This is a genomic window from Tahibacter sp. (assembly GCF_035481375.1).
Classification (GTDB): Bacteria; Pseudomonadota; Gammaproteobacteria; order Xanthomonadales; family Rhodanobacteraceae; genus Tahibacter.
Map to the genome: position 1 here is coordinate 1 of NZ_DATIGT010000258.1, position 12,787 is coordinate 12,787.

At 69.0% G+C, this 12,787-nt stretch carries 11 protein-coding genes; 9 read left to right on the plus strand and 2 right to left on the minus strand.

Annotation, left to right across the window (positions count from 1 at the left end):
• Nucleotides 1-83: 83 nt before the first annotated feature.
• From VLF18_RS16800 to VLF18_RS16815, 4 genes are all read left to right on the plus strand, one after another.
• The gene (locus VLF18_RS16800) at nt 84-821 is read left to right on the plus strand and encodes a hypothetical protein (RefSeq protein ID WP_325280780.1); all 738 of its coding nucleotides are present in this window, start codon (nt 84-86) and stop codon (nt 819-821) included.
• A 148-nt stretch (nt 822-969) separates the two neighbouring features.
• Nucleotides 970-1,329: a hypothetical protein gene (locus tag VLF18_RS16805; protein WP_325280781.1), complete on the plus strand. Its 360-nt coding sequence runs from the start codon at nt 970-972 to the stop codon at nt 1,327-1,329.
• A gap of 239 nt (nt 1,330-1,568) precedes the next feature.
• A complete protein-coding gene (locus tag VLF18_RS16810) occupies nt 1,569-3,071 on the plus strand; it encodes an ATPase domain-containing protein (RefSeq protein WP_325280782.1) in 1,503 nt (500 codons plus the stop codon).
• Nucleotides 3,064-5,181, plus strand: coding sequence for a hybrid sensor histidine kinase/response regulator (locus tag VLF18_RS16815; RefSeq protein ID WP_325280783.1), 2,118 nt, complete (start codon nt 3,064-3,066; stop codon nt 5,179-5,181). The genes VLF18_RS16810 and VLF18_RS16815 overlap by 8 nt, the downstream gene beginning before the upstream one ends.
• A gap of 138 nt (nt 5,182-5,319) precedes the next feature.
• On the opposite strand, the gene VLF18_RS16820 is transcribed toward VLF18_RS16815, so the two are convergent.
• Nucleotides 5,320-6,117, minus strand: a complete 798-nt coding sequence (locus VLF18_RS16820; protein ID WP_325280784.1) for a helix-turn-helix transcriptional regulator — start codon at nt 6,115-6,117, stop codon at nt 5,320-5,322.
• A 113-nt stretch (nt 6,118-6,230) separates the two neighbouring features.
• On the opposite strand from VLF18_RS16820, the gene VLF18_RS16825 reads away from it, so the two are divergent.
• From VLF18_RS16825 to VLF18_RS16840, 4 genes are all read left to right on the plus strand, one after another.
• The gene (locus VLF18_RS16825) at nt 6,231-6,668 is read left to right on the plus strand and encodes a hypothetical protein (RefSeq protein ID WP_325280785.1); all 438 of its coding nucleotides are present in this window, start codon (nt 6,231-6,233) and stop codon (nt 6,666-6,668) included.
• A 219-nt stretch (nt 6,669-6,887) separates the two neighbouring features.
• Nucleotides 6,888-7,817 (plus strand): hypothetical protein, encoded by a 930-nt coding sequence (locus VLF18_RS16830; protein WP_325280786.1) that lies wholly within the window; start codon nt 6,888-6,890, stop codon nt 7,815-7,817.
• 267 nt (nt 7,818-8,084) lie between these two features.
• Nucleotides 8,085-9,230, plus strand: coding sequence for a hypothetical protein (locus VLF18_RS16835; protein WP_325280787.1), 1,146 nt, complete (start codon nt 8,085-8,087; stop codon nt 9,228-9,230).
• A gap of 158 nt (nt 9,231-9,388) precedes the next feature.
• Nucleotides 9,389-10,492, plus strand: a complete 1,104-nt coding sequence (locus VLF18_RS16840; RefSeq protein ID WP_325280788.1) for a hypothetical protein — start codon at nt 9,389-9,391, stop codon at nt 10,490-10,492.
• 4 nt (nt 10,493-10,496) lie between these two features.
• Here VLF18_RS16840 and VLF18_RS16845 read toward each other — a convergent pair whose 3' ends face one another.
• On the minus strand, nt 10,497-11,039 hold the full coding sequence (locus tag VLF18_RS16845; RefSeq protein WP_325280789.1) for an HD domain-containing protein: 543 nt from the start codon (nt 11,037-11,039) through the stop codon (nt 10,497-10,499).
• 35 nt (nt 11,040-11,074) lie between these two features.
• On the opposite strand from VLF18_RS16845, the gene VLF18_RS16850 reads away from it, so the two are divergent.
• On the plus strand, nt 11,075-12,787 hold a 1,713-nt coding region (locus VLF18_RS16850; protein WP_325280790.1), incomplete at its 3' end, for a glycosyltransferase family 39 protein.

Genomic DNA, 12,787 nt, shown 5'->3' on the forward strand with positions numbered 1-12,787 from the left:
TTCGTCGAAATTCCGCCTTACGGCAAGGCCTGGCTGCCCGGCACGCGGTTCTTTTCGCTGGCGCTCGGAGACGACCGCGCGCCATGACGGGCCTGCGTCTGCTGCTCGCTGCCGGCCTCGCGCTCGCCGTGTCGGGTTTCGTGTACCGCCACGCATTGCCGCCGCCCGAGGCATTGTCGTCGGAACTGCGCGAGGAGCCGCAGCAGACGCCGACGCGCGTCGCGCCGTTTTCGGTGCACGCGAAAGGCGTCGACTATCGGATCGAACCGAAGTTCGACTACGACATCGCCGGTCTCCTCGTCAGCAGCCACGACTCCGCGACGTGGTGGGACACGATTCACGCCGAGAGCAACGATCATCTGAACGTCGCCGACCTTTGCCTGGTCTGGGGCGCGAATGCAGCCGACGGCGCATACCGCTACATGCGTTTCCACAATGCGCAGTTCACCTGCTACTACGCCTATCCGGGCGGCGTGCCGGTCACGCGTGCGCACGAACGCGCGCTGTCGAACAATCATCTGCTGACGACCGACGCGCGCGTCGCCCGCGCGATCCGCGCGCTGCGCATCGGCGATCAGGTGCGGCTGCGCGGGCAGCTCGCGAGCTACAGCCACAACACCGGTTTCGCGTTCGCGCGCGGCACGTCGACGACGCGCGAGGACGGCGGCAACGGCGCCTGCGAGACGATCTTCGTCGACGACCTCCAGGTGCTCGCGCGCGCGCCGGCCTGGCCGCGTGCGCTGTGGTGGGCAGGCCTGCTGCTGCTCGGCATCGGCAGCGTGGTCTGGTACCGGCGGCCGTTCGGCGACAATGCGTGGTGATGGCTGGAATCGGGAATCGTTGACGCGGAACGACAGCCACGCCGGCTCTTGCGTTTCCCCATTCCCGATTCCCAGCTCAATGGCCTGTGCGCTTGCCGCAGCGCGTGTCGTTCTCAACAGGCAGGCCGGTTCGACGAGGGGAAATGCGATGAGACTTCTGCTGGTGGTGCTGTTGGCCTGCTGCACCGGCTGCGCGCCGGTCGCGTACCGGCCGATCGTCGATTCGGGTGTGAGTCGCGGCAGCTACGAGGCCGATCTGGACGAGTGCCGGCGTCTGGCCGATCAGCGTCCGGCCGCGGCGAAGGCGGTCGGCGCGGCGACGGCGGGTGCGGCGATCGGTGCGCTGTTCGCGCTCGCGGTCGGCCTGCGCGGCGACGATGTCGCGCACGTGGCGGCGTGGGGCGCGACGAGCTACGGCATCGCCGGCGGCGTCGAGGGTTCCTACGAGCAGCGCGCGATCGTGTCGCGATGCCTCGAAGGACGCGGCTACGACGTCATCGCGGAATGAACCCGCCGATGCATCGGCGCGTGGGTGTCCTGCGCGATCACGCATCCATCACCCGCGTCGCGGCAGTCTGACGGACGCGAGGATTGCCTGCCTGCGCAGGGATGCGCACCTCGTTCGCGAGGTCAGCAGGGATGCGACAGGCCGGCCATGCCCGCAGGGCGGTCTTTCGAATCGTCCCGGTGCCGCCGGCCGTGCGGCCGGTCCGGGGACGCAGCGGGCGTCGGTTGCCGGAGGGCCGCATGTCCGCAGAAACGCCGAGGATATCCTCGGGAATTTCAGGTCTCGACATCGTGCTGCGCGGCGGGCTCGCGCCGCATCGCCTCTATCTCGTCGAAGGCGCACCGGGTTCGGGCAAGACCACGCTCGCGCTGCAGTTCCTGCTCGACGGCATTGCGCGCAACGAGCGCGGGCTCTACGTGACGCTGTCGGAAACCACCGAGGAACTGGTCGCCGTCGCGCAGTCGCACGGCTGGAATCTCGACGCGCTGGCGCTGTTCGAGCTCGCCAACGCCGAGGAGATGCTCGGGGTCACGCGCGACCAGTCGGTGCTGCATCCGTGGGAACTCGAACTCGGCGGCACGATCCGTCTGATCCAGGAACAGGTCGAAGCGGTCAAGCCCGCGCGCGTCGTGTTCGACAGCCTGTCGGAGTTGCGTCTCCTCGCTCAGGATCCGCTGCGCTACCGGCGCCAGGTGCTCGCGCTCAAGCAATATTTTGCCGGGCGCAATATCACCGTGCTGCTGCTCGACGACCTGAGCGCCGACGCGAACTCGCGCGATGCGCACCTGCACAGCCTCTGCCACGGCGTAATCACGCTCGAACGCGTGACGCCGGAATTCGGCACGGCGCTGCGGCGCCTGGAAGTTCAGAAGCTTCGCGGCATCGACTTCGTCGCAGGCTTCCACGACCTGCGCATCCGCCGCGGCGGCATCGAGGTCTATCCGCGCCTGATCGCGGCCGATCACCACCGGCCTTTCGTCGGTGACGCGATACCGAGCGGCGTCCCGGAACTCGACGCGCTGCTCGGCGGCGGGCCGCTGCGCGGCACCTGCACGCTGCTGACCGGGCCGGCCGGCAGCGGCAAGACCACGATCAGCCTGCAGTACGTGTACTCGGCCTGCGAGCGCGGCGAGCCCTGCGCGATCTTCGAATTCGACGAGCGCGTCGGCACGCTGCTGACGCGCGCGCACGCGATGGGCCTGGATCTCGGCAAGCACATCGAGAGCCGGCGCCTGGGCCTGTATCAGGTCGATCCGGCGCAGATGTCTCCCGGGCAGCTCGCGACGCGGATCCGCGAAACCGTCGAAGACCTGGGCTGCCGCGTCATCGTCATCGACAGCATCGACGGCTACTACGCGACGATGTCGCAGTCGCAGCAGCTCATCCTGCAGATGCACGAACTGCTGTCCTACCTGAACCAGCAGGGCGTCGTCACGTTCGTCGTGCATCCGCAGACCGGCCTCGTCGGCAACATGACGGCAGGCACGCTGAATATTTCGTATGTCGCCGACGCCGTGATCCTGACCCGCTTCTTCGAGGCCGACGGCCGCATCCGCAAGGCGATCTCGGTGATCAAGAACCGCGGCGGCAGTCACGAGGACAGCATCCGCGAGCTGCGCATCGACGCGCAGGGCGTCCGCGTCGGCGCGCCGCTCGTGGAATTCCGCGGCGTGATGACCGGTACGCCGGAATACGTCGGTTCGCGGGAGCCGCTGATGGAAGATCGGAACGTCGATGCATAGAACCGCTCCGGAAGGCCATCGCATTCTCGTCTGCGCGCCTTACGGCAGCGACGCGACGCATGTCGCCCAGTTGCTGCGCGAAGGCGGCTACGACGGATGGACCTGCGCGGGGCTCGACGAGATCGCCGGCGCGCTCGACGACCACACCGGCGCCGTGCTCGTGACCGAAGACGGCGTGCGCGGCAATCTCGCGCCGCTGCGGCAGGCGCTCGCGCGGCAGCCGCCGTGGTCGGACGTGCCGTTCATCCTGCTCGCGGCGCGCCAGTCGAGCTGGGTCTACGGGCCGCCGCATCGCGCGCGCGAACTCTCCGAGCTCGCGAGCAACGTGATCGTGCTCGAACGTCCGCTGAGTTCGCGTTCGCTGCTGAGCAGCATCGACACCGCGCTGCGCAGCCGGCAGCGCCAGTTCGCGATGCGCGACCAGCTCGCCGACATCGCGCAGAGCCGCGACGCGCTCGCGCAGAGCCGCGAGGCGCTGGCCGCGAGCGAGGCGGAACTGCGCCGTGTCGCCGACGCGCTGCCCGTGTTCATCGGCTTCATCGACAGCGACTACCGCTATCGCTTCGCGAACCGCGCCTACGAGGACTGGATCTACCGCACGCCCGCCAGCGTTATCGGCCTGCGCATCGAAGACGTGGTCGGCGCGGCCGTGTTCGCCGAGCGCAAGCCGTTCATGGACCGCGCGCTGCGCGGCGAGGACATGCTGATGCAGGTCAGCTGGCCGCATCGCGACGGACGGCGGCGCGAAGCGGAAGTGCGCTACCTGCCGCGGCGCACCGAGTCCGGCGACATCGACGGCTTCCACATCTTCGCGCACGACGTGACCGCGCGCGTGGAGGCCGAAGAAGTGCTGCGGCGCGCCGCGGACGAACTCGAAACCAAGGTCGCCGAACGCACGGCCGAGCTCAACGCCGAGATCGCGACGCGCGCACGCGTCGAGGCCGCGCTGCGGCAAAGCCAGAAAATGGAAGCGATAGGCCAGCTGACCGGCGGCATCGCGCACGACTTCAACAACATGCTGACCGGCGTGATCGGCTCGCTCGACATCGTGCGCATGCGGTTGAACGGCGGCCAGGCCGACGGCATCGCCGAGTTCGTGCAGCTCGCGCTGGCCTCGGCCAATCGCGCGGCGTCGCTGACGCAGCGCCTGCTCGCGTTCTCGCGGCGCCAGTCGCTGGATTCCAAGCCGATCGACATCAACCAGCTCGTCGATTCGCTCGGCGACCTGCTGCGCCGGACCATGGGCGAGCGCATCAGCGTCGTTCTGGAACTCGATGCCGCGCTGCCCGCCGGCATCGCCGACGCGAGCGAACTCGAAAGCGCGATCCTCAATCTCGCGATCAACGCGCGCGATGCGATGCCCGACGGCGGCAGGCTCTGCGTGAGCACGCGCGTCGTAGTGGCCGACGCGCCGGCACGGCCCGACAAGCCGGCGCTCAAGCCTGGCCGCTACATCGTCATCAGCGTGTCCGACAGCGGCGTGGGCATGACGCCGGAGCTGCTCGACAAGGTGTTCGAGCCGTTCTTCACGACCAAGCCGCTGGGGCAGGGTACCGGTCTCGGGCTGTCGATGGTCTACGGCTTCGCGCAGCAGAGCGGCGGCGAGGTGCGCATCGACAGCACGCCCGGCGCCGGCACGACGGTCAGCCTGTTCCTGCCCGCAACCGAAGACGCGGCCGAGTCCGCCGAAAAGCCGCCGGCCGGCATCGACCGCAACGGCGACGGCCAGTGCGTGCTGCTCGTCGAGGACGACGAGGCCGTGCGCACGCTCGTGAAGGTCGTGCTCGAACAGCTCGGCTACGTCGCGATCGAGGCGTCCGAGGCGCTCGTCGCCATTCCGGTGCTCGCCTCGGCGCGGCGCATCGATCTGATGATTTCCGACGTGGGCCTGCCCGGCATGAACGGCCGCGAGCTCGCCGAGGTCGCGCGCAAGCACCGCCCCGATCTGCCGATCCTGTTCGCGACCGGCTACGCCGAGAACGCCGCGATCCGCGCGAGCTTTCTCGGCTCCAACATGGCGATGATCACGAAGCCGTTCACGATCGAATTGCTGGCGGCGAAGATCGGGGAGATGCTGGGCGGAGGGCGAGGAAAGAATCTGGAGGAGTGAGAAAAAGAGCGGTTTACGGCTCGTTCCTGCTTTTTGCGGAGTTGTTGAATTTTCCGCGATAACGCTGCGATCCGGAAACCGGCCGGAAAGCCCGCCACTCGTTTCCCACTCCTCTCCGCTCACTCCTGCACTCGATCGTCAGCCACCCGCGTTCATCAACTCCCTCAGCACCTCCGCCGTGCGCGCGTCGGCCGGAAAGAACGACTCGATCGCGAGTTCCGACAGCGTGACGTCGAGCGGCGTGCCGAATACGGTGATCGTGCTGATGAACGACAGCACACCGTAGTCGCTGTGCAGCTGCAGTTGCATCGCGACGCTGTCGGCGAGGCTCGGCGGATCGCCGTTCGTGTCGGGCGGCACGGGATACGCGAGCAGTTCCTCGTACAGCGCGCGGACCTGCGGATCGCCGGTCGCCTCGGTCTGGCGCTGCGCGTTGTGCAGCAGATGTGCGCGGATCTGGCCGAAATTGACGATGCGCGTGGCGAGGCCGTCGGGATGCAGGCTCAGGCGCATCATGTTGATCGGCGGCTCGAGCAGATGTGCCGCGGCGCCGGCGAGGAACGGCGCGATCGCGCGGTTCGTCGCGACGATGTTCCAGTGCCGGTCGACGGCGAGCGCCGGATAGGGTTCGTGACCCCTGAGCACGAGATCGACGGCGGCGCGCGCCTGCGCGAGTGCGGGCGCGTCGAGCCGGCTCTCGCGGTACATCGGCGCGAGGCCGGCGGCGGTCAGCAGCTGATTGCGTTCGCGCAGCGGCACTTCGAGGCGCTCGACGAGCCGCATCAGCATCGCCCGGCTCGGCAGCGAGCGGCCGGTCTCGATGAAGCTCACGTGGCGCGTGGACGTTTCGGCGATGGCGGCGAGGTCCATCTGGGTCAGGCGGCGGCGCTGGCGCCAGTCGCGCAGTTGTTCGCCTACGGGGCGGGTCAGGTTCATTCGCGCACTGTAATCGAGGCCGCGCGACCCGCGTATTACCTCCGATGTAATCGACGCCACGACCCGGCTGCGGCTCAATGTTCGCGAACTCAAACGAAGAGAGGAGTCAGTCGATGAACGCGATCCGCCGCATAAGCAGTCTTTCGCTGTTCCACCGCGCGCTGCTGCTGGATCTTTCCACCTGTATTCCGACCGCGGCGCTGCTGATCGCCGGTGCGGACGCGCTGGCGCCGCTGACCGGGCTGCCGGTCGAGCTGCTGCGCTATGCGGGCTTCGTGCTCGTGCCGTTCGGCGTGCTGCTCGCGCTGACCTTGTCGGCAGCCCGGCCGAACAAGTTCGCAGCCTGGAGCATCATGGAAATCAATCTCGCCTGGGTCGTCGCGAGCTTCTACGTGCTCTACGGCGCCGGCCTGCAGCCGACCGCCGCCGGATCGGCCGTCGTGATCGCCCAGGCGCTCGGCGTGCTCGGCATTGCGGCGCTGCAGTTCGCCGGCTGGCGCCGGCTCGGGACGGCCAACGATTACACGGGTTCCGTCGCGGCGCGCGCGTGAGCGCGGCGGCGGTGCCGCGGGGCAGGGCGGTCGGCGCTCTGCCCGCCGGCAAGGGAATCCCCGCGTAGCGTCGGGGTTTCCCCAAAGGCGCCGGTCGTACCGCGCGCGATCGGCAGGTCACGTGAACGTATGCCTCTGGCCTGAGCCGGAGGCTTTGTTCGTTTCCGGCTGGGAGCGCGTTTCTTAGCTCGCCATCCCGCCCGCGAACGGAGCCTCGTCATGAAAGCCACTTCTCTTCCCGCCGTAAAGACGGTTTTCGTCCTCGCCGCCGCCGCGGCCGTGATGGCCGCCGCCGGCGCCGCACGCGCCGACAGCGTGCGCGGCGGCTGCAGCTATGACGGTGCGAAGTTCACGTTCGCCGACGGCGTCGTGTTCAAGGACGCCAATCCGTTCGACGACAAGAAGCTCGACACGATGGTCGTGCTCGCGACGTTTCCGATCGACAGGGCGGCGCTTGCCGGCGAAGAGAACAAGACCTACGCGATCGCCGACCAGGGTTCGAGCGTCGCGGATTCGCACCGGCTCGAGCTGCGCATTTCGGAAGGCAAGGTCGCGACCGTGAACTACCGCAGCTCCGGCATGAGCGTGTCGACCTCCGGCGGCGACATCGGCAAGCTGACCGCGCGCACGAACGACGCGAAGCGCATCGCCGCGGATTTCGCGCTCGAAGACGACGACAAGGAAGACCTGCAGTGCGACCTCGGCTTCGATCTCGCCTACGGCGCGACGGCGCCGGCGACGGCAAGCGCCGGCGGCGCGGGCGCAAAGAGCGCGGCAGCCGCCGCGCCCGCGGCGAAAGGCAAGGCGCTGCCGGCCGGCGGCGGCGAGCCCGGCAAGGTGTTCCAGGCCAATCTCGCCGCGATGCAGAAGGGCGACGTCAACGCGATGCTCGCGACCGTGGTCAAGGCGCAGGCCGACAAGATGCGCGCGCAGCAGAAGGACCCGCAGTTCGGCGCCATGGTCGAGATGATGAAGTCGTTCGCGCCGAAGACCGCGACGGTGACCGGCGGCCAGGATTTCGGCGAGACCGCCGAACTCACGATCGAGGCGGTCGACCAGTCCGGCGGCACGTCGTCGGGCATCTCGAAGCTGCGCAAGGAAGGCGGTGCCTGGAAAGTCGAAAAGACCAGCATGAAAGGCAGCCTCTGAGGCGACGCGAAGCGGTCGCGGCGGCATGTTCATGTCCCGCGGCTGTTTCGCAATTGTAAATTCCGCCGCTCCGGCCGATCGGCCGGAGGCGGCGCAGGCGGCGTTCACTGTCGTCGCAATCGATTGGTGCGAAACGATTTTTGCCTGCCGAGCGGATGCCTCGGCGATTCCGCGACCGCGTCTGTCCGGCACGCTTTAACGGCGCGTTAGCGCAGCCGGTCGTGCAAAACCGCACCATTGCGGACTTTCCGCCGTCCGGAACCGCTGATGCCCGTTACGCGTCTGACCGTCGCCGCCGCTGCCTTTGCCGCCGTCCTGCCCGCCGCCGTCTGTGCCCAGACGACCCTGCGTCTCAACTGGACCGCGACCGACGGGACGCCCAAGACCTGCATCGTGACGACCGACGCGAACGGCGTGAACATGGATCCGGCGTCGGGCAAGCTGCTTGCGACGGCGACCTTCGGCGCCGACTGCCCGACCGTCGCCACGCCGCCGCCGGTCAGCGATCCGGTCATCACGAACGGGCTCGATGCGAACGAACTGCCGTCGAGCAGCGTCGCCGGCGCGTCGCACACGGTCATCTGGTCGGCCGACGCGGACACCTGCAGCTATTCCGCGAGCAGCCTGCCGGGACAGATCGCGGGCTGGCCGGTCGGCGGCGACGTCTGCAGCAATGCGGACAGCTGCCGCAGTTCGCACAGCGTACCGGTCACGCTGCCGGCGATTGCCGGCAACTATGTGTTCGACCTGAGCTGCCGCCGCAACGGATCGGGCGTCGTCGCGGTGTCGCGCCGCACGGTCGCCGTGCCGCCGGTCACGCCGCCGGTTTCGGGCTGCATCGCACCGGCCGGCCTCATGCGCCTCGACACGGCGTATATCGAGTTCAATTACACGGTCAGCAACGGCCGCGTCGTCGACGCCAAGCATTTCGAGCCGACCTTCGGCTACAGCACGGCCGACGGCCCGCTGCGTACCTTCCCGGGCACGCCCAACATCAACCAGCGCGTGTTCATGCCGCGCAACAGCTACGTCGCGATGCAGTTCACCGTGCCGAGCGACCTCACCGTGATGACGACCGGCGCGTTCCGCTTCGAGGAAACGCAGCCGCAGACGAATCCGGCGCGCATGTCGATGACGATCAGCAAGTCCTGCGGCGATTTCAGTCCGACACCGACGGCGCCGCTGACGAGCGCCTGCGTCCTCAACAACGCGATGGCCAACGGCAACCTGCTCTGGGGCTACGCGCCGGGTTATGCGCAGGTCTGTCAGCTGCAGCCCGGCGAGACGTATTTCCTCAACATCATCCACGCCTCGCTGAACGCGCCGCTGACGACCTACTGCGAAGGCTACTGCGGCAACACGATCCAGAACCAGAAAGTCTCGCCGACGCCGCTGTGGCCGGCGCAGCTCTGAGCCGCCGGCGGTTTCGCGGGGCGCCGGCCGTGCAGTAGTGGTTTTGTGTATCAGTGAATTTATATAACAAAATCCAGCGCGCGGCTTAACGGTCGGTTAGCACACCCATGAGCCCGTTTGCGGACGATTGCTCCGCAGGCGAACTCAGGGGCAATCCGATGAAGTTGAAGCGTCACGTCGCCGCCGCGCTCGCGGCGGCCCTGCCGGCGATCGCCGGAGCGCAGGTCACGGTCAACGTCCACTGGATCGCGCCGGACGGCGCGGCCAAGACCTGCGTCGTCACGGCCGGCGCCGACGGCGTGACCATGGATCCCGGCGGCAATCTCGAACTCGACGGCGTGTTCGGCGGCGACTGTCCGGGCGGTTCCGCGCCGATGCCGCCGGTGATCACGGACGGGCTCGATCTCGCCGAGCTGCCGGCGACGAGTGCGGGCGGTGCGGCGCACACCGTGGCGTGGAGCGCCGACGCTGATCGCTGCAGCTATTCGGCGAGCGTTTTTCCGTCGCCGGTCAGCGGCTGGCCGACGAGCGGCGATGCCTGCGGCACGGCGGCGGCCTGCGCGAGCCCGCATTCGGTGCCGGTCAGCTTGCCGGCCACGCCGGGCATCTATGCGTTCAACCTGAGCTGCTGGCGCAACGGCATCGCCGCGCCGGTGGTCTCGCAGCGCGCCGTGGCCGTACCGGGTACGTCCGCCTGCATCGCGCCGACCGGGCTGACGCGCGCGACGGTGAGCTACGTCGAGTTCAACTACACCCCCGGCAACGGCCGCGAGACCGATTCCACGCTGTTCGAGAACATCTTCGGCTACTTCGACGAGGTCTCGCCGCTGCGTCCGTTCCCGGGACGCTCGAATCTCAACCAGCGCGTCTTCATTGCGCAGGACATGTACGTTTCGATGCGCTTCACCGTGCCGGCGACGATCACGCCGAACACGAGCGGCGTGCTGCGCTTCGAGGAAACGCAGCCGCAGACCGACGGCATGTCGATGACGATCAGCAAATCCTGCGGCGACTTCAACCCGATCGCGCAGGCGCCGCTCACGCGCGGCTGCGTGGTCAACGACGCCGGGCCGAACGGCAACATCACCTGGATCGTCGGCACGGCGCATGCGGGCATCTGCCAGCTCGTGCCCGGCGAAACCTATTACCTCAACATCCTGCATGCGACGCTCGACGCGCCGCTGCAGTCGCTCTGCAACCGGGCGTCCTGCGGCAACACGATCCAGGACCAGATCGGCCCCGGCTCGCCGCCATGGCCGTGATGCGTCACGCCGGCGGCGCGATGCCGAACCAGCCGTCGCGCCGCGCGGCATCGAGCCGCGCGGCGATGTGATCCCGGAGGGGAACGTCGCAAAACGTCGACGTTCCCGCGCCGGGCTCGGCGACTCCAAGAACCGCCGGAACGGCGGTTCTTGAGATTCCAAGAAGCACAGCCGTCGCGGATCGGCGCGGCGACGCGCGCGACGACGCGTTCGTAGCCCATGCCGTTCTCGCGCCGGCTCTGGCCAGCGTGTCGCCGGTGTCGATTTCGCCGATGTCGTGCACGAGCAGCAGCGCGACGACGCGTTCCAGGTCGACGCCGGGCGGCGCGAAAACGGCGCCAGCGACATCGCGAAAAGTGCGAGCTGCCAACCGTGTTCGGCCGAATTCCCGTAGCGCCCGAGTCCGAGCGGCTTGACCCTGCGCGCGACGCCCTTGAGCTTGCCGGGCTCGATCACGAAATCGACGATGTGCCGCATGACGGCCACCCTGATGCGGAACGGGTAGCCCAGCGGATCCGTCGCCGTCGCTGCGTCGAGCCGCTACCATCGCGCGACCGCCGCACCCGGGAACGACAGCTGACGATGAGCGCCGCCGCGGAAACCGACGCCGGACGACGCCTCGCGCGCGCGCCGCTGCTGCTGCTCGCCGTGCTGGTCGTGCTGCATCTCGCGCGCGTGCCGTACGCGGCGACGCATCTGGATTTCGCGCGCGACGTCTTCGTCGCCTGGCGCTTCCTGCAGGGCGAGGAAATTCCTCTGGCCGGGCCGGTGCTGGCCGGCACGATCCATCTCGGGCCCGCGTGGTACTGGCTGCTCGCGGCGCTGCTGGCGATCACGCGCAGCTGGCTCGGCGTGGTCTGCGTGCTCGGCGTGCTGTCGGCGACGCAGATAGTGCTCGCGTTCCGGCTCGGCCGCGCGCTGCACGGCGAACGCGCCGGCCTGCTCTGGGCCGCGCTGCTCGCGCTGCCGTCCTGGTCGAATGTCGAATGGATGCTGCCGCAGCACTACGTGCTGACCGCGCCGCTCGTGCTCGCGTTCCTGCTCTGCGCGACGCGCTATGTGCAGCAGCGGCGCGCACGCTGGCTCGCCGGCATGGCGCTCGCGTTCGTGCTCGCGCTGCACGCGCATCCGAGCAGCATCGGTCTCGTCTGGATCGGACTGGCGGTGCTCGCGCATGCGGCCTGGACTCGCGCATTGCAGTGGCGCGCGCTGCTGTCGGCCGCGGCGATCGCGCTCGTGCCGCTGCTGCCGTATCTGTGGTGGAGCATCGGCAACGACTTCGCCGACTTTCGCGCCGGCAGCGCGTACCTGCTCGACGGCCAGAGCACGGGCAGCGCGGCGAATGCACTGGCCGTGCTGCATGCGGCCACGCTCGGCGGCACGCGCTACTGGCTGCAGACGCTGCTCGCATGGCCCGCGTGGCTGACGACATCGGCGATCGCGGTGCTCGGACTCCTCGCCGTCGCGGCGGCGGCCGGCTGGTATCGCCAGTCGCGCGATCCGGCGCAGCGCCGGCTCGTCGTCTGCGCGCTGCTCGCCGTCGTCGCGGTCGCGCTGACGACGGCGCTGATCCGCCAGCAGACCACGTACTACATGACGACGCCGCTGCGCGTCGTCGCGCTCGGAGCGTTCGCGCTCGGACTCGCCGCGCTCGGCGCCGCGGGCTGGGCGCGCGCGCTGCGCGCGACGGCGATCGCGCTCGCGATCGCGTTGAACGCCGTCTGTGCAGTCGCCGCGGCGCGCTTCGTCGTGAGCGGCAGCTGGCCGTTCAATTTCCAGGCGCTGTTCGACGTGACCGGCAGCGGCACCGAGCCGGCGCCGCTGCTGTTGCTGCCGGCCTATGCGATGCGCGACAGCGGCGCGCTGCTTTGCGCGGAAGCCGCGCCGTCGGTCCACGGCGCGTATGCGCGGCACCTGCTGTACGACTACGCGATCGAGATGCGGATCGCCTGCGCGCGCGGCGACGCGGTCGCCGGCGGCGGCAACGCGGCGCGCACGCACTGGCTCGGCCTGTCGCGCCGCGTCGCGAAGGAGTCGGGGCTCGTGCCGGTCCGTCGCGTCGGTTCGCTCGCGCTGTTTCCCGTGCGCCGCGTGATCGGCGGCGACGCGCTCGCGATGCCCGACGTGCCGCGCTATCCGGTGCACGTTCCGGCAACCAACGCGCAGGAACAGCGCCGCTATCGCGTCACGCTGGCGCCGGGCGAGAGGCTCGCGATTTCGGACATGGCGTTCTTCACCGCCGCGCCGCTCGTGGAGATCGCCGACGCGACGCGCGCGGTCAGCCGGATCGGCGGC

Coding starts and splice junctions, on each gene's coding strand:
- VLF18_RS16830 (WP_325280786.1), top strand. CDS start 6,888: ATGAAAGCCACTTCTCTTCCCGCCGTAAAGACGGTTTTCGTCCTCGCC.
- VLF18_RS16800 (WP_325280780.1), top strand. CDS start 84: ATGACGGGCCTGCGTCTGCTGCTCGCTGCCGGCCTCGCGCTCGCCGTG.
- VLF18_RS16825 (WP_325280785.1), top strand. CDS start 6,231: ATGAACGCGATCCGCCGCATAAGCAGTCTTTCGCTGTTCCACCGCGCG.
- VLF18_RS16820 (WP_325280784.1), bottom strand. CDS start 6,117: ATGAACCTGACCCGCCCCGTAGGCGAACAACTGCGCGACTGGCGCCAG.
- VLF18_RS16815 (WP_325280783.1), top strand. CDS start 3,064: ATGCATAGAACCGCTCCGGAAGGCCATCGCATTCTCGTCTGCGCGCCT.
- VLF18_RS16835 (WP_325280787.1), top strand. CDS start 8,085: ATGCCCGTTACGCGTCTGACCGTCGCCGCCGCTGCCTTTGCCGCCGTC.
- VLF18_RS16805 (WP_325280781.1), top strand. CDS start 970: ATGAGACTTCTGCTGGTGGTGCTGTTGGCCTGCTGCACCGGCTGCGCG.
- VLF18_RS16840 (WP_325280788.1), top strand. CDS start 9,389: ATGAAGTTGAAGCGTCACGTCGCCGCCGCGCTCGCGGCGGCCCTGCCG.
- VLF18_RS16810 (WP_325280782.1), top strand. CDS start 1,569: ATGTCCGCAGAAACGCCGAGGATATCCTCGGGAATTTCAGGTCTCGAC.
- VLF18_RS16845 (WP_325280789.1), bottom strand. CDS start 11,039: ATGGTAGCGGCTCGACGCAGCGACGGCGACGGATCCGCTGGGCTACCC.